The following is a 17,003-nucleotide window of genomic DNA, read 5'->3' on the forward strand; positions in this document are numbered from 1 at the left end:
TCATGGGGAGGGGGAAATATCATGAAAATTACAGAGATTAGAACCTACAAAATGCAGGTTCCGCTTGTACGGCCATTTCGTATCGCACTTGGTCTGATTACTCATGCAGTCAGCTGCCTGGTTGAGATCGAGACCGATGAAGGAATTACAGGTTATGGGGAGGGCTCACCGGGACCGCTGATTACCGGTGAAAATCTGGAAGGAACGGTTGCAACCATTGAACGGCTTAAAGAGAAGCTGATCGGCATGGATCCTTGTGATATGGAAGCTATCTGGACTGTAATGAACCGTGCGGTTGCTTATGACGGCAGTGCCAAGGCAGCAATTGATCTTGCTTGTCATGATATTCTGGGAAAGAAAGCAGGTCTTCCGCTTTATAAGGTTCTTGGCGGACTTTCCAATGAAATCGAGACTGATATGACTGTTGGAATTGATGATCCGGAGGTTATGGCACAGCGTGCAAGAGAACACGTAGAAGCAGGGTTCAATGTAATTAAAACGAAGGTCGGCGTTGATTTTGCAACGGATCTTGCGAGAGTACGCGCAATCCGTGAAGCAGTAGGAGACAAAGCGAAGATTCGTCTTGATGCCAATCAGGGATGGAAGGCAAAAGAAGCCGTTGAACTGATCAGCCGTCTGAATGAATATGATATTGAACTAGTTGAGCAGCCGGTTCCACGTTTTGATTTTGAGGGACTGAAATACGTTACCGCAAACAGTTCTGTACCGATCATGGCAGATGAAAGCTGCTGGGACTCCAAGGATGCACTTCATCTGGTTTCTCATCGTGCTGTAGATCTGATTAATATCAAGCTTATGAAATGCGGCGGTCTTTATGAAGCCAAGAAGATTACTGCTATTGCAGAAGCTGCAGGTGTAGAAGTTATGTTAGGATGCATGGCAGAGGAAAGTGGAATTGGTATTACAGCGGCTGCATCTTTAGGTGCTGCATTAAAAAATATTACACGTGCAGATCTGGATGCAACCTTCTCTTTGAAAGAACTTCCATTTGAAGGCGGTCTGACAGTAAAAGATACCAGACATCTGATTCTTTCTGATGATCCGGGACTTGGTATTAAAGGTCTGAAAAAGGAGATGCTCTCATGAACCGCATGACAGAGGAAGGCAGAAAACAATTAGAAGAGCTGATTGCTCAGGTCATGAAGGATGGCCAGGCTCGAGGTATTGCAGTTGGAATTGTTGATTCTGATGGACAGATTCAGTATGAAAACTACTTTGGTTACCGGGATGAAGAAAATCAATTACCGATTACGCGTGATACGATTTTCGGAATGGCGTCTGTTACAAAATCTTTTACGGCATTGGCTATTATGCAGATGCAGAAAGACGGACTTTTGTCGGTAGATGATCCGGTATCCAAATATGTTCCGGAATTTACGAATAAAAACCTGAAAGAGCCAGTAAAACTCTGGCATCTGATGTGTCATAGCGGAGGATTTTTCCCTCTTCCGCGTATTGTCATTAACAAAACTGCACAGGAAATGGGAATTGAAGATTCTTTGGAAGATGAGTTGATTTATCGTGAAGACTTTGCGGAGGAAGGTGTCCGCAGAGTGGCTGAACGCCTTGATGAACAGACTCGTTTTACCGGACGTCCAGGACAGCGTCTGAGTTACTGCAATGACGGTTTTGGTCTCCTTTCCGATATTGTACGCCGTCATTCCGGATACGGCTCTTTTGCAGAATATCTCGATAAGAAAATTTTGAAACCGCTTGGTATGGACCGCAGTAATATCAGTTTCATCCGCAATACACTGGATGACAATGCCGCCACCTTATATTCCTTTGAAAATGGTGAATGGAGAGCTGACAGAGATTACCAGAATGATGCGTTTGTCCTTCATGGCGGTGGTGGTATGAAGTCTACGATGGGAGATATGCTGAAATATGCTGTTATGTATCTAAATGAAGGAACTGCCGAAAATGGGAACCAGATTGTGGATCGTTATTCCATTCAGGAAATGGGAAAACCACGTCAGTTTATGAAGCCAGGAATCTATTATGGTTATGGACTGGAAACGAAACAGCTGGAAGACCGTGCTGTTTATGAGCATGGCGGAAGTCTTCCTGGGGTATCTTCCAACTTCTCTTTCTGTCCGCAGGAAGAAGTTGGAATCGTAGTACTTTGCAACACAATGGATGTCTCTGTGGCAGCAATTGCCGATGCAGCATTAAGAGCATATTGTGGTCTGGATGTACAGGAAGTACGTCAGAATCATAATATACGCAGCTGGAGCAGACAGGAAGTGGAAGAACTTGCAGGACGTTATGTATCTGGAGAAGGTGATACCTTTGAGCTTACAGAGGAAAACGGAACATTGTCCATGAAAGTTAACGGAAATCCGACAGATCTTCAGGCTGTTTACCCATGGCAGGGAATGGTTCGGAAGAAATATTCTGACATTTATCTTACTGCAATTCGGGATGAAGAAGGTCATGTGTATGCTGCTCACTATGGAAGCCGTATTTTCCCAAAAGAAATGAATTAATTGCTAAAAAAAGTCGCATAAATATGCGGCTTTTTTTAATATATGCTTGCAATGAGAATAAGAGCAAATTATAATGATTAATTGTTATGATATATACGGAGGGGTAAGAAATGAAACGAGAAAAATTCAGTTCCCGTATGGGATTCATCCTGGTATCAGCAGGATGTGCGATTGGAATCGGGAACGTATGGAAATTTCCATATATGTGCGGAGCTTACGGTGGAGCAGCATTTATTCTGATTTACCTGATTTTCCTGCTTATTATGGGCATTCCAGCCATGGTCTGTGAGTTCACCATCGGACGTGGAAGTAAACGAAGTGTAGCACTGGCATTTGATCAGATTGAACCGGAGGGCACTTCATGGCACAACATGAAATATATTGGTATTTTTGGCTGTTACCTGCTCATGATGTTCTACACCATGGTTGGCGGCTGGATGATGTATTACTGCTTCAAGAGTCTGTGCGGTGATTTTGCAGGTACTTCACCGGAGGCTATCACGCAGGCCTTCAGCAATATGCTGGTAGATTATCCGACCATGATTTTCTGGACGGTTCTGATCTGCATCATCGGTTTTGCAGTCTGTATTTTTGGTCTGCAGGCAGGTGTGGAGAAAGTATCGAAAATTATGATGACGGCGCTTCTGGTCGTGATGGTGGTACTTGCCATCCATTCCGTATTTTTAGAAGGCGCTGGAGCCGGAATCCGTTTTTATCTGGTTCCGGATTTTGAAAAGATGGTAGAGACCGGTATTGGAAATGTAGTTTTCGGTGCTATGAGTCAGGCATTTTTTACTTTGTCTCTCGGTATCGGCGCGATGATGATCTTCGGAAGCTATCTGGATCATTCCAGAAGTGTGACCGGTGAGGCCATTAATATTACGATTCTGGATACCTTTGTGGCACTGACCGCAGGATTTATCATTATTCCGGCATGCTTCGCTTACGGAATTGAGCCGGGCGCAGGTCCAAGTCTTGTATTTATTACACTGCCAAATATTTTTGCACAGATGCCGGGAGGATTTTTATGGAGCGCACTGTTTTTCCTGTTTCTGACCTTTGCAGCACTGTCCACGATTATTGCGGTATTTGAAAATATCATTGCATTTGATATGGACCTGTTCGGATGGACCAGAAAGAAGAGCGTTCTGGTGAGTGCAGTCCTGGTGATGATCCTGTCCATGCCGGCGGTTCTTGGATTTAATGTACTGTCCTTCCTTCAACCCCTTGGTGAAGGAAGCACGATTATGGATCTGGAGGACTTCATTGTATCCAATAACCTGCTGCCGCTGGGAAGCCTGGGTTATCTTCTCTTCTGTACCAGCAGAAACGGCTGGGGCTGGGATGCCTTCATTAAGGAGGCTAATTCCGGAGACGGACTGAAATTCCCGGCAGGATTAAAAGCCTATGTGGCTTGGGGAATCCCGGCGCTGATCGCATTTATCTACCTGAAAGGTTACTATGATAAATTCAGCGGTCAGGGAACTGTAACGCTGGTATGCTGGATGACTGCGGCAATCGTATTTCTTGGATTTATCTGCTGGTGTGCACTCAAGAAACACACTCGGAGGAAATAATCATGAAATGTATTAATACAACGGATGCGGTAGGTCATGTGCTCTGCCATGATATTACAAGAATTGTGAAGGATGTGGTAAAGGACACAGCATTCCGGAAAGGACATATTGTGACAGAGGAGGATATTCCGGTTCTGCTGTCCCTCGGAAAGGATCACCTCTATGTATGGGAAAAGGATGAAAACACTCTCCATGAAAATGAGGCAGCGGAGATCCTGAAAAATGTCTGTATCAATGAGCATATGCATCCAACGGATGTAAAAGAAGGAAAGATCGAACTGGTGGCAGACTGCGATGGCCTGTTTCGGGTGGATGTGCCGAGGCTGGATACGATCAATGAGATTGACGAGGTGATGATTGCCACCCGGCATACCAATACAGCAGTGAAAAAAGGAGACCGTCTTCTTGGTACCCGCGTCATTCCTCTGGTCATTGTAAAAGAGAAAATGGAACGGGTCAAAGAGGCAGCAGGTGAAAAACCGTTGGTTTCCCTGACTCCCTTTAAACCAATGAAGGCGGGCATCGTTACCACCGGAAATGAAGTTTATTATGGAAGAATCAAAGATACCTTCACACCGGTTATTATCGAGAAGCTGGCAGCTTATGGAATTGAAGTCTGTGGACATGTTCTCTGCGACGACAATATGGAGCGCATTACCGATGCGATTCTGAAGCTGAAGGAAGAAGGAGCCGATCTCATTCTCTGCACCGGCGGCATGAGCGTGGATCCGGATGACCGGACACCGGGTGCTATTAAAAATACCGGTGCGAGAATTGTATCCTACGGTGCACCGGTACTTCCTGGAGCTATGTTCCTGCTGGCCTATTTTGAAGATGGAACACCTGTTCTTGGCTTGCCCGGTTGTGTCATGTATGCCAAAGCCACAATCTTCGATCTGGTTCTGCCACGCATTGCGGCAGGCGTAGAGATCACAAAGAAAGAACTGGCCCATATGGGAAATGGAGGCTTCTGCCTGGGATGTAAGCCCTGCCATTACCCGAATTGTGGGTTTGGAAAGGGAATATAGAAAAAAGCAGGTGTGTTGCGGAGCTGTGGGTCCATAGCATTAGCGGGTATGCTGCGGAGCTGTGGGTCTATAGCATTCATTTGCTCTCAAAAGTTCCTGCCTTTTTCAAAAAGCGTGGAACTTTGCTCAATGGAGCGATTATTAGACCCATTTTGCGTGTAAAAACTTATTGAGGATAAGAAAAACAGGAACTGGCGTGGGACTATTTTCATATAGACCCACGCCAAAAGTTTAATTAAAGCGAAATGGAGGTCTTTTTCTGCTCCAGGGCAAATCCAATCAGTTGATCTGTGTAATCAGCCATAAATAAAGGAATGTTCAGGAGATCATCGTCCAGTTTGAGGTTATCCAGTGAGAAGCGGGCACGAAGTTTGACCTGGTCCGGAAATAATTCTTTAAATTTTTTCAGGCTTCTGCTGGTTGTATTATCCTCGGATTTTACTTCAATTGGGAAAATATCATTTTCACGTTGAATAAGAAAATCCACTTCATAGGGAGGATTTGCCTGACTCCAGTAGCGAGGTGTGACTTCAAACTGTGTAGTCAAAGTCTGAAGGACGTAATTTTCAGTTAATGCTCCTTTGAATTCAGTAAAAAGACGGTTCCCATCTCCGAAGGCGGTGGGAGCCAGCTGTGCCAGACGGCGGAGTAAACCAACATCTACTAAATATAATTTAAAGGCAGACAAATCATCATAAGCAGCAATAGGAAGACGCGGAGCACTGCTTCGATAAACTTTGTGCACCAGTCGGGCATCTACTAACCATTGCAAAGCATCCTCGTATTCCCGGGCTCTGGCTCCTTCTTTGACAACCTTATAAAGAAATTTTTTGTTTTCTTTTGCGAGCTGAGAAGGAATGGATTTCCAGATCATGGAGATCTTTGGAAATTCATGTGTATCCGGATGTTTCGCAAAATCTCTTTCATAGGCATTGATGATTCCGGATAAGGCATCCTGCATGGCAGAAACATCCCGGGCTTCGGTCCACATTAATACAGACTCCGGCATTCCACCGGTAATGTAGTACATTTTTAATTTCTCATAGAGCGGATTAAAAAATGCATCTGGAATTGGTTCAATTGTATTTATGCTGTCCAGATATTTAACAAGGTTTTCATCACCATTGGCAATCAGAAATTCCTTGAAAGTCATGGGATCAATCTGCATAAAATTGACTTTGCCAACAGGGAAAGAAGATGGTTTTGCCAGAGCAATACCCAATAAAGACCCGGCGCAGGCAATGTGATATTGCGGAGCATTTTCACAAAAGTATTTCATAGCATTGATTACTTTAGGACAGTCCTGTATTTCATCAAAAATGATCAAAGTCTTTTCCGGGACAATTTTTTCACCACTGACAAGCATAAGGTTTTGTAATATGCGGTTTACATCTTTCGTGGTTTCAAAAAACTGTTTGTACTCTTCATTTTCATCAAAGTTGAAATAGGCAGTATTTTCGTAGTACCGTTTTCCAAATTCTTTCAGAATCCAGGTCTTTCCTACCTGACGAACACCCTTCAAAATCAGGGGCTTGCGGTAGTGGGAATTCTTCCATTTCAAAAGGTTATCCAGAATAAAACGTTCCATAAAAAGCTCCTTTCACATAATTATTAAGAATTATGTGTAAAAAATCACATTATTATACGTATTTATGTGATTACAATCACATTTTTATTATATGCGAGATGAAGGGAAATCACAAGAACTTTTAAGAACAGGGATTTACTTTTGCAAACTGGAAGTCAATTTTTCACTCCACCATTGTAGTTGATGAGAAAAGAAAATATTTGCGAATGTAAATTTATTCTGCATGTTAGCACTTGAAATATTGTTGTCCGGTGAAAAGCGTGATATAATTTTAAAAGGAATTAGAGGCAAGACTTCTCGAAGGAGAGCAGAGAAAATGAAATTATCATACAAAAAATTATGGGTAAAGCTTGTAGAGATGGATATGAAGAAAACGGAATTTGCTAAGAAGGTTGGAATCAGTTCTGCGTCCATAGCGAAGCTTGGTAAGGGTGCAAATATCACTACAGATGTACTAGTAAAGATATGCGAATATTTGAAATGTGATATTGCAGATATTATGGAAATAGTCCCGGGTGAAGATAGTAGCGAAAAAACTGGAAAAATAAGGAATATAGAGGAAAAATAAATGTTTGATTTTGGTAATGCAAATGATGGCCAAAGACAAGCTATTTCTACTACAGAAGGACCTGTTCTTATTACGGCGGGTCCTGGTACCGGAAAAACCTATACTTTGGTGCAAAGAGCTATTTATTTAATTGAAGAACAAGGCGTTAAACCAGAAGAGATTTTTATTGCTACGTTTACGGAAAAAGCGGCGAAGGAACTGATTACACGTATCACAAATGAACTGACAAGCAGAAATATTACAGTGAATGTCAATGAAATGTACGTGGGAACATTTCATTCTCTATGCCTTCGCATTATTAAAGATCACTTAGAGTATACAAGACTGAAAAAAACTACAGACTTTTGGATACATTTGATCAGCAGTATTTGGTTTTTAGAAATATCTACAAATTCAGAACGATTTCTGGAATTGAAAATGTTATGCCAAAGGGTGGCGCTTGGAAATGGGCGCAGGCAATCTGTGAATTTTCAAATAATTTGACAGAAGAGGTTGTAGATATTGACGCAATGCTTAGTGATAGTATCGAAAAGATATACGAATATCTCACTCAAAATGACGAGGCAAAAACTAATGACATAGCAGCTTATCTTGGATTAAGTGCTCCGCGAACAAGAGTGATTTTGGCAAAGATGGATGGCATTGAAGCTATTGGTACAAATACAAACCGTAGATATAGACTCAAAAAATAAATTTAAGAGATGACAAGACAAGAATTATTTACATGGATTGTGGAGAAAGAACAGCATGAAAACAGGAGCTTTAATCATTGCCTCCGGTGATTATGGAGAAGGGCAGCAGGACAACGAAGGAATTCCCGTATTTCTTCCCATGTATCCGCTGGATGGGACGACGGTTATTAAGGGAGAGATTGCGAAACTGCGGAAGGCAAAGATTTCACCCATATTGGTATTGACAGGATGCCACAGCGAGACATTGCAACTGCATCTGAGTCATAATAATGTGGTCATCATAGAGGATGAGGATTATCAGAGGCACAGTTTTACGGATGCACTGGCTCTTGGGCTTCTTCAAGCAAAGGAACAGATGGATCGGGTACTGGTACTTCCGGTGGAATATCCGGCTTTTGCAGATAAAACACTGGAGCAGCTGCTTGACTGTGAACATTCAGCGGTGCCGGCGTATGAGGAACAGCCTGGATGGCCACGAAGCATTGTGATGGATGCTGACTTGGATGAACAACAGAATGCAGAGGATCTATGGACACAACTAAATACAGAACATTTGTTCACTGATGATCCAGGCATTACCTATTCTCTGTTAGAGGAAAATGGGGTCGACCATATCAGTCAATATTTAAAAGATCGTTGGAATGCCACTACCCTTCATTTTCGGAATAAGCTGGTCATTTCCAGAGAAGAAGATTTCTTCGGTCCTGGCGTCTATGATCTTCTGAAATATATTGATGAGACAGGTTCTATCCAGGCTGCTGCGGCAAAAATGAATATGTCCTATTCCAAAGGATGGAAGATCATTAACCGGGCAGAAAAAGAACTGGGCTTTCGGTTTCTTAATCGGTGTAATGGTGGAAAGAATGGTGGAAGCTCGACCATCACACCGGAAGGAAGGGTCTTTATGGAGCGATATCATGCCATGGTAGAGGATATGCGGAGGATTACACAGAACTTCTTTGATGTGTATTTTGGAGAGTTTCAGTAAAATGTTTATACCCGAACGGGAGTATTTTGAATGTTGATGAATAAATTATACCCGAACGGGAATAATTTTCGTAAGAACATTGAAATTATACCCGAACGGGAGTATTATATAATATATGAGTATTATTGGAGATTATATAAAACAAGAAAGAAAAAGAGTTGGATTGACGCAGGAAGAATTTGCAATACGTTCCGGATTAGGTCTTCGTTTTGTACGAGAATTGGAACAGGGAAAGGAAACCGTGCGTCTGGATAAAGTGAATCAGGCATTGGCAATGTTCGGGAAAGAAGCTGTACCGGGGGAGAAGGAGGAGTAACAGGTGGAGTCAGAATATAGAAAGGGCTATGTATATATTCAAAATCATTTCGCCGGAATTATTGCTGAAACAGAAGAAGGCTATTCATTTTCTTATGATAAAGATTACCTTGAGCGAGAAGATGCAGCAGCGGTCAGTTTGACGTTGCCTTTACGTGAAGAGCCATATGAAACGACTATTTTGTTTCCGTTTTTCGATGGTCTGATTCCGGAAGGATGGCTTCTTGGGATTGTCAGTAGAAATTGGAAAATTAATCAGAAAGATCGTTTTGGACTGTTGCTACTTGCATGCAAAGATTGTATTGGAGATGTATACATCAGAGGGGAAAAGATATGAATTGTTTATGCTGCGGAAAAACGATTACAGATGCCGCATCGAGTGCGGAAAAGGAATGGCAGTGGCATAAGAAATGTGTGAAAAAGTTTTTTCAGACCGATACGCTGCCTATTTTAGACATCACAAAAGAACAATTGGAAACTCTGGCACGGGAAACTGTAAATGAAGGACTTACGGTACCTGGAGTTCAGAAAAAATTGTCCTTACATTTATCGAAAGAATTGCAGAATCGTCTTACTATGGTGGATTATCCTACGGGATATATTTTGAAGCCTCAGACAGAAGAATTCGAGAATATGCCAGAATATGAAGACCTTGCTATGCGCCTTGCTGAACTTATGGGAATTCAGACGGTGCCACATGCTTTGATTAAAATTGGAAATGAATACGCTTATATTACCAAAAGAATTGACCGGGAAATAACAGACAAAGAAGTTAAGCTGTATGCAATGGAAGATTTTTGTCAGTTGTCGAGGCGATTAACGCAGGATAAGTATAAAGGTTCATATGAAAACTGCGGACGAATTATAAAAAAATATTCGATTATGCCAGGATTAGATCTGTCAGAAATGTTTCTGCGAGTGACAGCTTCTTTTGTTATGGGAAATTCTGATATGCATTTAAAAAATTTTTCCTTAAAGGAGACAGAGCCAGGAAATCGAAAATTCCAGTTATCAAAAGCGTATGACATGCTTCCTGTAAATGTGATTATGCCGGAGGATAAAGAACAACTAGCACTTACTATTAATGGTAAAAAACGAAATATACATAAGAAAGAATTTCGGAAACTGGCAGAGTCCTGTGAAATTGCGCCAAAAGCGGCAGAGAATATGATAAAGAGAATCTGTCTCATGGAGAAAAAGCTTTTGACACAGGTGGATAGTTCCTATTTGTCAGAAGATCAAAAGTTAATGGTAAAACAATTAATACGGGAGCGGATACAGGTACTGGTGTAATTAGAAAATGTTGACGAATCCCTTGTACCATCCGTACCTTTTCGTTATAATATACGCATCGTTATTCTTTGAAAAAAATAACGATAACAAAAGGCGTAAGAAGAGAGGAATAGATTATGAAGAAGAGATTGATTGCAGGTTTACTGGCAGGTGCGATGGCAGTATCTCTGTCAGGCTGCGGTGCATCAAAGACCAAAGAGGCTCCGGCAGCAGGCGATTCTGCAGCAGAGGCAGAACCGGTAACTTTAAATGTATTTGCAGCTGCATCCATGACCGAAACCCTGACCGAGATTCAGGAAATGTATAAGGACGTTGCTCCGAATGTAACACTGGTTTTTAATTTTGATTCTTCAGGAACTCTGAAAACCCAGATTCAGGAGGGAGCAGACTGCGATCTTTTTATTTCCGCAGCACAGAAACAGATGAATCAGCTTGATAAGGATGCAGATCCGGAAGTGAACACAGAAGAGCTTGATTATGTCCTGGAAGGAACCAGAGTGAATCTTCTTGAAAATAAGGTAGTTCTGGCTGTTCCAGATGGCAATCCGAAGGATATTGAGTCTTTTGAGGATCTGGGAACCGACAAGCTTTCCCTGTTGGCTCTTGGAAATGAAGATGTTCCGGTAGGACAGTATTCTACCGAGATTCTGACGAATCTTGGTATTCTGGACAGCCTGGAGGCGGAGGGCAAGATTACCTATGGTTCTAATGTAAAGGAGGTAACTACCCAGGTATCTGAGGCAGCTGCTGATGCAGGTATTATTTATGCGACAGATGCATTTTCAGCAGGACTGACAGTTGTTGATCAGGCTGAGGGAGACTTGTGCAAACAGGTGATTTATCCTGCAGCAGTTCTGAATATTTCCAAGAACCCTGAGGCAGCAAAGGAATTCCTTGCATATCTGCAGACAGATACTTGTATGCAGGTATTTGAAGCTGTGGGATTTACGGCAGCGGAATAATGGAATCGGGAGGCATGTATGGACTGGTTTCCACTGTATAATTCTCTGCGCATTGCGCTGATTGCCAGTGTGATCGTGTTTTTTTCGGGCATTTTTTCGGCCTACTATATAGCGAAGCTTCCACCGGCGGTAAAGGGTGTGTTGGATGTAGTACTGACATTGCCGCTGGTACTGCCGCCTACGGTTGTGGGGTATTTTCTACTTATGCTCATGGGACCCAGACGGCCTTTTGGTGCATGGGTGCTGGAGACGTTTGGTACAAAAATGGTCATGACCTGGTATTCCGGGATTTTTGCAGCGGCAGTAGTGGCATTTCCGCTTATGTACCGGACAGTCCGCGGTGCTTTTGAGAGTTTTGACGAGACCCTTGCCTATTCTGGTCAGACGCTGGGACTTTCCAATACATTTATTTTCTGGCATATCCGGATGCCGGCCTGCCGACAGGGAATCCTGGCAGGAACGGTACTGGCCTTTGCAAGAGCATTGGGCGAGTATGGTGCAACCAGCATGATAGCAGGCTATACCCCCGGCAAGACTGCCACAATTTCGACAACGGTCTATCAGTTGTGGCGGACCGACAACGATGTCCTTGCATTTAAGTGGGTGCTGGTAAATGTAGCGATTTCTGCAGTGGTACTGTTGGCTGTAAACCTTCTGGAAAAGAAGCAGAGACGGTCAGCCGGGAGGTAGGAGATCATGTCATTATATGTAGATATCAGAAAGAAGCTGGGCGACTTTACATTGGAGACGAAGTTTGAGGTTCAGGATGGTGTGACGGGTATCTTAGGTGCCTCCGGATGCGGAAAGAGCATGACCCTTCGTTGTATCGCCGGTATTATGAAACCGGACGAGGGACATATTGAACTGAATGGTAAAGTACTGTTCGATTCTTCCATGAAGATCAACGTCCGCCCCCAGGACCGCCATGTGGGCCTTTTATTTCAGAATTATGCATTGTTTCCGAACATGACGGTACAGCAGAACCTGATGGCGGGGCTTATGGCCTGTGAGAAAAATAAAAATACAGCCAGTCAGAAGATTCGGGAAATCCTGGAGAAATTTGAACTGAACGGTCTGGAACGGCATAAACCTTCTGAATTATCAGGCGGACAGCAGCAGAGAGTCGCACTGGCGCGTATTTTTCTGTCCAGTCCGGATATTTTGATGCTGGATGAGCCTTTTTCGGCCCTTGATGGTTATCTTCGGTGGAATCTGGAACAGGAACTGCTGGATGTGCTGAAGGATTTTGCGGGACCAACTCTCTTTGTCTCTCATAGCAGAGATGAAGTTTATCGAATCTGTGACCGTGTGTGTGTCATGGATCATGGCATTTCCAGTCCGGTAATTCCTGTAAAACAGCTGTTTGAAGCACCGGAGTCAAGAGCTGCGGCATTGTTATCCGGCTGCAAAAATTTTGCAAGAGCAAAAGTTACAAAAGCAGCTTCCGCAGAACAACCGGGCAACGTTTATGTACCGGATTGGGGCGAGACACTTTCCTATACGGGAATGTCTTCAGGAGAAATCCATTATATTGGAGTCCGTAGTCATTATATTCATCCTGTCACTGAGCAGGAAGCGGCTGCTCATCCGGAAAATACATTTCCATGTCATATGGAAAAGGTCATTGATGATGTATTTTCAACGGTGCTCATGGTACGTCCTGAGCATGCAGAAAGCTCAGAAAAGAGCCGAAAACAGCATTTTGATAAAATCCGTGTGGAGATAACCAAGGAATTCTGGCAGGAGTTCTGTGAAAAAGAACACCCGCAGGATACTGTATGGCTCCATGTAAATCCTGCGGATGTGATGGTATTAAAATAAACATTAACCGCCGATACGGGACATTTCATTCGTTTCCGTTACAGCAGAAATAGTTTCAAAGCAGTGAGCGGCAGGTTTCTGATAGATAGCCTGTGTGAGCAGCTGCCTGACGTCCTCAGGACTTCCGGTTCTGAGGGCTTTTTTTATGGAAATATGGTCGCCGTAACAAAGACATGGTTTGAGTTCTCCTGTCGCAGTCAGGCGGATACGGTTGCACTGATTACAGAATTTTCCATGAATGGCACTGATAAAGCCGATGCTGCCCTGAAATCCTTCGATACGATAATAGCGGGCAGGTCCGTTTCCATGAGGTCGTTCTTCTGGTATCAACGAACCGAATGTAAAAGTCAGCTTTTCCAAAAGTTCTGAATTAGAAATGGGAGACAGTTCTTTTCCGTATCCAATGGGCATTAGCTCGATAAAACGAACATCCAGCAGATGCTCTTTTGCAAGTAAAACAAGATCTTTCCACTCTCCAGCATTGACATTCTGTTGCAATACCACGTTAATTTTCAGTGGAATGTGTAAGGCTTCCATGGTGCGGATACCTTCCAGTACGCGGGAAAGTTCAGAAGCTCCGGTAATCTTTGTATACGTATCCGGATTCAGGGTATCAAGGCTTACATTAACTGCATGGAGTCCCTGACGCTTCAGGTCTGCTGCATATTCTTTAAGCAGAATACCGTTGGTGGTCAGAGTTACCTGCTCAATCCCCGGAAGGGAGGTCAGCATACCAATGAGATCGATGCATCCCTTCCGCACCAATGGTTCCCCGCCGGTGATTTTGATTTTTCGGATACCAAGGGCAGATGCCTGTCTGCAGACTTCTGTGATTTCTTCCAGCGTCAGGATCTCTTCCATAGGAACCCATTCAATTCCATGAGGCATACAGTAACGGCATCTCAAATTGCAGCGGTCTGTGATGGAGACACGCAGGTAATCGATGGTTCGTCCGTAGTGATCCTTCATCGTACAAAATCCCCGCTTTTTCCACCTTTTTTTTCGCAAAGATGGATATCGCTCATCTCCATCCGTTTGTCCACGGCCTTGCACATATCGTAGATGGTCAGAAGGGCAATCTGCACACCGGTTAATGCTTCCATCTCCACACCGGTCTTTCCCGTGGTGCGGGTAGTACATATGGCACGGATAGAAGATTCCGGTTCTTCCATTTCAAAATGAATTTCCACTTTTGTCAGGTTCAGAAGATGACAGAGGGGAATGAGCTCTGAGGTTTTCTTAGCAGCCATGATACCGGCCACCCTTGCCACACCGAGCACATCTCCTTTTCCCATAGATCCTTCTTTTACTTTCTCAAAACACTCCTGGCTCATGCAGATGCGGCCTTCCGCAATCGCTTCCCGTGCGGTATCGGATTTTTCGCTTACATCGACCATGACGGCTTCGCCCTGCCGGTTAAAATGTGTAAATTCACTCATGTGATTCTCCTTATATAATCCCACAGTTGATAGAAAAATGAGGGATTTCTGGGATTTATTATACCGTTGGCATTCTTTTCTGTCAAACTTGTGGCGGTTGCTTTTCCATCGAAGATAAGGTACCATAGAAGTAGATTTACTTACAGTACGCATGAGGAGGAACTGGCAGTATGGGGAAAATTATTGCTGTAAATATAAGTGAAGAGAAGGGGACACCCAAAAAAAATATACATTCCGCAAACCTTATTGAAGACTGGGGCGTGGAGCACGACGCTCATGCCGGAAAATGGCATCGCCAGGTCAGTCTTTTATCTTATGAAAAAATAGAAGATTTTAAGAAGAAAGGCGCACCGGTTGTAGATGGCGCATTTGGCGAAAATCTGACGGTGCAGGGAATTGATTTAAAGACACTTCCCATAGGGACGCGTCTGCAGTGCAATGAGGTCCTTCTGGAAGTAACTCAGATTGGTAAGCAGTGTCACAGCGGTTGTGAGATCTTTAAGGTCATGGGGGACTGCATTATGCCAAGAGAAGGAATTTTTGCAAGAGTTCTGAAGGGTGGTGTCATTTCTGAGGGAGATGAGATTAACGTGGTAAAAAGGCCTTTCCGGGCAGCGATTCTTACGTCCAGTGATTCCGGTTATGCAGGAGAAAGAGAGGATCTAAGTGGTCCGGCAATCAGGAAAATACTGGAAAACAATGGATATGAAGTGGTGCATACCATTCTCCTGCCGGATGACCGGGATATGCTGGCGGCGGAGATGGCTCGTATTGCTGATGAGGGGATTGCAGAGCTTCTGTTGACGACAGGGGGAACGGGATTTTCGCCGAGGGACTGTATGCCGGAGGCAACCATGGACATCTCGGAGCGGATGGTTCCGGGGATCCCGGAGGCCATCCGTGCCTACAGCATGACCATTACGCCGAGAGCTATGCTGAGCAGGGCAACAGCCTGTATCCGAAAACAGACTCTGATTATCAATCTTCCGGGCAGTCCGAAAGCGGTGAAAGAGTCACTGGAATATATTCTGCCTTCCCTGCAGCACGGACTGGAAATTCTGACAGGGGCAGCGACTAATTGTGCCCGGAAATAAAATTACACCTGTTCTGTGATTCCTAATTCTGCCGGAAGAAATCGGGGACATACATTTTCAGAAGAAGTAATCACGGAAGCAGCCAGGCGGGTGCCGATGGCAACTGCTTCTTCCAGGGTATTTCCATAGGTAAGACCGCTGGCTACACCGGCACAGAAGGAATCACCCGCACCGGTGGTATCCTTCACCTGTACGCTTCTGGCCGGACAGAAGCCTCGAAGACCGTTTTTATCTGCAAAAACAGCTCCCTGGCCACCCATAGTAACAACCATAGACGAAATATTGGCGTGTTTCAGGCAGTCTGCCAGAATGGCCTGCATTTCATCCGGAGTCTTATCATTGTAGTCATTAGAAAAGAACATGCCGGCTTCCTGCTGATTGCAGATAAAGCAGTCGAATTTCTGAAGGAAGTCCCGGCGTTCCATAGCAATACTCATATTGCTGACCACACCATATAATTTTTTATTATATTTTTCGCAAAGCAGAACTACCTTTTTCACAATTTCTTTGTCCATATCCACTTCGATGACAACCGAATCACATTGAGAGATAATCTCGTCACCCTTTTCCTCCAGAATCGTGAGGATCGGGGTAAGATCCGGACGCTGGGAGATAGAACCGGCTACATCACCATTGTGATCAAATACAGCCAGCCAGGTGCCCATGCCGCCGGGAACAGTCTGCATATATTCAGTATTTACCTTGTGTCTCTGCAGTTTGTGGATGACCTCCTCACCGAGAGCAGAATTATCTACAATACCAAGAAAGGTGGGGCGAAGCTCGATGTTTGCAATGTCCTCTACCACATTGCGGCTGACACCGCCGTGAACATATTCTACTTTTCCTGCATTTCTCCCGTCCGGGATGTACACGTCTTCCGGAAATCCTTTGATATCCACAAATACCGCGCCCAATACTACAATACCATTTTTATTTACTGCCATCTTTTGTTTTCGTTCCTTCCGTTTATCATTCATTTCTGTTAAAAATTCTCACAAGTGAATGCTTATTATACCATGAAAGCCGATTGAAAGCAAAAAGAAAAAGATCGAACAAATATTCGAAAATATCGTTGACAAACATTTGTTCTGGTAATATAATGAGATCAATAAAGAACGAATGTTCGGA

The 17,003-nt window shown here is 43.8% G+C and carries 18 protein-coding genes; 14 read left to right on the forward strand and 4 right to left on the reverse strand.

The genetic code is table 11. The features are described 5' to 3' along the window. Positions 1-21: 21 nt before the first annotated feature. The 4 genes from LKD36_RS07635 to LKD36_RS07650 all read left to right on the forward strand — a co-directional run bounded on the left by LKD36_RS07635 (position 22) and on the right by LKD36_RS07650 (position 5,115). Positions 22-1,107 carry a mandelate racemase/muconate lactonizing enzyme family protein gene (locus tag LKD36_RS07635; RefSeq protein ID WP_308459220.1) on the forward strand — a complete coding sequence of 362 codons (1,086 nt, stop codon included), beginning with the start codon at positions 22-24 and terminating at the stop codon, positions 1,105-1,107. Next, positions 1,104-2,510 carry a serine hydrolase domain-containing protein gene (locus LKD36_RS07640; RefSeq protein ID WP_308459221.1) on the forward strand — a complete coding sequence of 469 codons (1,407 nt, stop codon included), beginning with the start codon at positions 1,104-1,106 and terminating at the stop codon, positions 2,508-2,510. Before LKD36_RS07635 ends, LKD36_RS07640 begins: the two co-directional genes overlap by 4 nt. Positions 2,511-2,620: 110 nt before the next feature. Next, positions 2,621-4,087 (forward strand): sodium-dependent transporter, encoded by a 1,467-nt coding sequence (locus LKD36_RS07645; protein WP_308459222.1) that lies wholly within the window; start codon positions 2,621-2,623, stop codon positions 4,085-4,087. A gap of 2 nt (positions 4,088-4,089) precedes the next feature. Continuing rightward, a complete protein-coding gene (locus LKD36_RS07650) occupies positions 4,090-5,115 on the forward strand; it encodes a molybdopterin-binding protein (protein WP_308459223.1) in 1,026 nt (341 codons plus the stop codon). A gap of 235 nt (positions 5,116-5,350) precedes the next feature. On the opposite strand, the gene LKD36_RS07655 is transcribed toward LKD36_RS07650, so the two are convergent. Then, positions 5,351-6,703 (reverse strand): ATP-binding protein, encoded by a 1,353-nt coding sequence (locus LKD36_RS07655; RefSeq protein ID WP_308459224.1) that lies wholly within the window; start codon positions 6,701-6,703, stop codon positions 5,351-5,353. Positions 6,704-7,019: 316 nt separating this feature from the next. On the opposite strand from LKD36_RS07655, the gene LKD36_RS07660 reads away from it, so the two are divergent. The 9 genes from LKD36_RS07660 (at position 7,020) to LKD36_RS07700 (ending at position 13,342) form a co-directional block, all read left to right on the forward strand. After that, entirely contained in the window at positions 7,020-7,271 is a 252-nt protein-coding gene (locus LKD36_RS07660; RefSeq protein WP_308459225.1) for a helix-turn-helix domain-containing protein, read from the forward strand. Further along, complete coding sequence (locus LKD36_RS07665) at positions 7,272-7,754, forward strand: UvrD-helicase domain-containing protein (RefSeq protein ID WP_308459226.1); 483 nt, start codon at positions 7,272-7,274, stop codon at positions 7,752-7,754. 264 nt (positions 7,755-8,018) lie between these two features. Beyond that, entirely contained in the window at positions 8,019-8,951 is a 933-nt protein-coding gene (locus tag LKD36_RS07670) for an NTP transferase domain-containing protein (protein ID WP_308459227.1), read from the forward strand. A 115-nt stretch (positions 8,952-9,066) separates the two neighbouring features. Then, entirely contained in the window at positions 9,067-9,267 is a 201-nt protein-coding gene (locus LKD36_RS07675; RefSeq protein WP_118770051.1) for a helix-turn-helix transcriptional regulator, read from the forward strand. 3 nt (positions 9,268-9,270) lie between these two features. Beyond that, entirely contained in the window at positions 9,271-9,603 is a 333-nt protein-coding gene (locus tag LKD36_RS07680) for a HipA N-terminal domain-containing protein (protein WP_308459228.1), read from the forward strand. After that, on the forward strand, positions 9,600-10,559 hold the full coding sequence (locus LKD36_RS07685; RefSeq protein ID WP_118770049.1) for a HipA domain-containing protein: 960 nt from the start codon (positions 9,600-9,602) through the stop codon (positions 10,557-10,559). Before LKD36_RS07680 ends, LKD36_RS07685 begins: the two co-directional genes overlap by 4 nt. Before the next feature lie 116 nt (positions 10,560-10,675). Next, complete coding sequence (gene modA / locus LKD36_RS07690; protein WP_308459229.1) at positions 10,676-11,521, forward strand: molybdate ABC transporter substrate-binding protein; 846 nt, start codon at positions 10,676-10,678, stop codon at positions 11,519-11,521. 18 nt (positions 11,522-11,539) lie between these two features. Then, positions 11,540-12,211: a molybdate ABC transporter permease subunit gene (gene modB / locus LKD36_RS07695; RefSeq protein ID WP_308459230.1), complete on the forward strand. Its 672-nt coding sequence runs from the start codon at positions 11,540-11,542 to the stop codon at positions 12,209-12,211. A 6-nt stretch (positions 12,212-12,217) separates the two neighbouring features. Then, positions 12,218-13,342, forward strand: coding sequence for a sulfate/molybdate ABC transporter ATP-binding protein (locus LKD36_RS07700; protein WP_308459231.1), 1,125 nt, complete (start codon positions 12,218-12,220; stop codon positions 13,340-13,342). Positions 13,343-13,345: 3 nt separating this feature from the next. Here LKD36_RS07700 and moaA read toward each other — a convergent pair whose 3' ends face one another. Together moaA and moaC are read right to left on the reverse strand one after the other, a co-directional pair. Further along, the gene (gene moaA, locus LKD36_RS07705; protein WP_308459232.1) at positions 13,346-14,311 is read right to left on the reverse strand and encodes a GTP 3',8-cyclase MoaA; all 966 of its coding nucleotides are present in this window, start codon (positions 14,309-14,311) and stop codon (positions 13,346-13,348) included. Next, a complete protein-coding gene (gene moaC / locus LKD36_RS07710; protein WP_308459233.1) occupies positions 14,308-14,781 on the reverse strand; it encodes a cyclic pyranopterin monophosphate synthase MoaC in 474 nt (157 codons plus the stop codon). The genes moaA and moaC overlap by 4 nt, the downstream gene beginning before the upstream one ends. Positions 14,782-14,951: 170 nt before the next feature. Here moaC and LKD36_RS07715 point away from each other — a divergent pair, with 170 nt between their 5' ends. Further along, on the forward strand, positions 14,952-15,875 hold the full coding sequence (locus LKD36_RS07715) for a molybdenum cofactor synthesis domain-containing protein (RefSeq protein ID WP_308459234.1): 924 nt from the start codon (positions 14,952-14,954) through the stop codon (positions 15,873-15,875). 2 nt (positions 15,876-15,877) lie between these two features. Here the strand turns inward: LKD36_RS07715 and LKD36_RS07720 are convergent, their stop codons facing one another. After that, positions 15,878-16,819, reverse strand: coding sequence for a carbohydrate kinase family protein (locus LKD36_RS07720; RefSeq protein ID WP_308459235.1), 942 nt, complete (start codon positions 16,817-16,819; stop codon positions 15,878-15,880). Positions 16,820-17,003 lie beyond the last annotated feature (184 nt).

Origin of the sequence: Hominiventricola filiformis (genome assembly GCF_020686965.1) — a bacterium.
GTDB classification, from domain to species: domain Bacteria; phylum Bacillota; class Clostridia; order Lachnospirales; family Lachnospiraceae; genus Hominiventricola; species Hominiventricola filiformis.

Coding starts and splice junctions, on each gene's coding strand:
- LKD36_RS07635 (WP_308459220.1), top strand. CDS start 22: ATGAAAATTACAGAGATTAGAACCTACAAAATGCAGGTTCCGCTTGTA.
- LKD36_RS07640 (WP_308459221.1), top strand. CDS start 1,104: ATGAACCGCATGACAGAGGAAGGCAGAAAACAATTAGAAGAGCTGATT.
- LKD36_RS07645 (WP_308459222.1), top strand. CDS start 2,621: ATGAAACGAGAAAAATTCAGTTCCCGTATGGGATTCATCCTGGTATCA.
- LKD36_RS07650 (WP_308459223.1), top strand. CDS start 4,090: ATGAAATGTATTAATACAACGGATGCGGTAGGTCATGTGCTCTGCCAT.
- LKD36_RS07655 (WP_308459224.1), bottom strand. CDS start 6,703: ATGGAACGTTTTATTCTGGATAACCTTTTGAAATGGAAGAATTCCCAC.
- LKD36_RS07660 (WP_308459225.1), top strand. CDS start 7,020: ATGAAATTATCATACAAAAAATTATGGGTAAAGCTTGTAGAGATGGAT.
- LKD36_RS07665 (WP_308459226.1), top strand. CDS start 7,272: ATGTTTGATTTTGGTAATGCAAATGATGGCCAAAGACAAGCTATTTCT.
- LKD36_RS07670 (WP_308459227.1), top strand. CDS start 8,019: ATGAAAACAGGAGCTTTAATCATTGCCTCCGGTGATTATGGAGAAGGG.
- LKD36_RS07675 (WP_118770051.1), top strand. CDS start 9,067: ATGAGTATTATTGGAGATTATATAAAACAAGAAAGAAAAAGAGTTGGA.
- LKD36_RS07685 (WP_118770049.1), top strand. CDS start 9,600: ATGAATTGTTTATGCTGCGGAAAAACGATTACAGATGCCGCATCGAGT.
- modA (WP_308459229.1), top strand. CDS start 10,676: ATGAAGAAGAGATTGATTGCAGGTTTACTGGCAGGTGCGATGGCAGTA.
- modB (WP_308459230.1), top strand. CDS start 11,540: ATGGACTGGTTTCCACTGTATAATTCTCTGCGCATTGCGCTGATTGCC.
- LKD36_RS07700 (WP_308459231.1), top strand. CDS start 12,218: ATGTCATTATATGTAGATATCAGAAAGAAGCTGGGCGACTTTACATTG.
- moaA (WP_308459232.1), bottom strand. CDS start 14,311: ATGAAGGATCACTACGGACGAACCATCGATTACCTGCGTGTCTCCATC.
- moaC (WP_308459233.1), bottom strand. CDS start 14,781: ATGAGTGAATTTACACATTTTAACCGGCAGGGCGAAGCCGTCATGGTC.
- LKD36_RS07715 (WP_308459234.1), top strand. CDS start 14,952: ATGGGGAAAATTATTGCTGTAAATATAAGTGAAGAGAAGGGGACACCC.
- LKD36_RS07720 (WP_308459235.1), bottom strand. CDS start 16,819: ATGGCAGTAAATAAAAATGGTATTGTAGTATTGGGCGCGGTATTTGTG.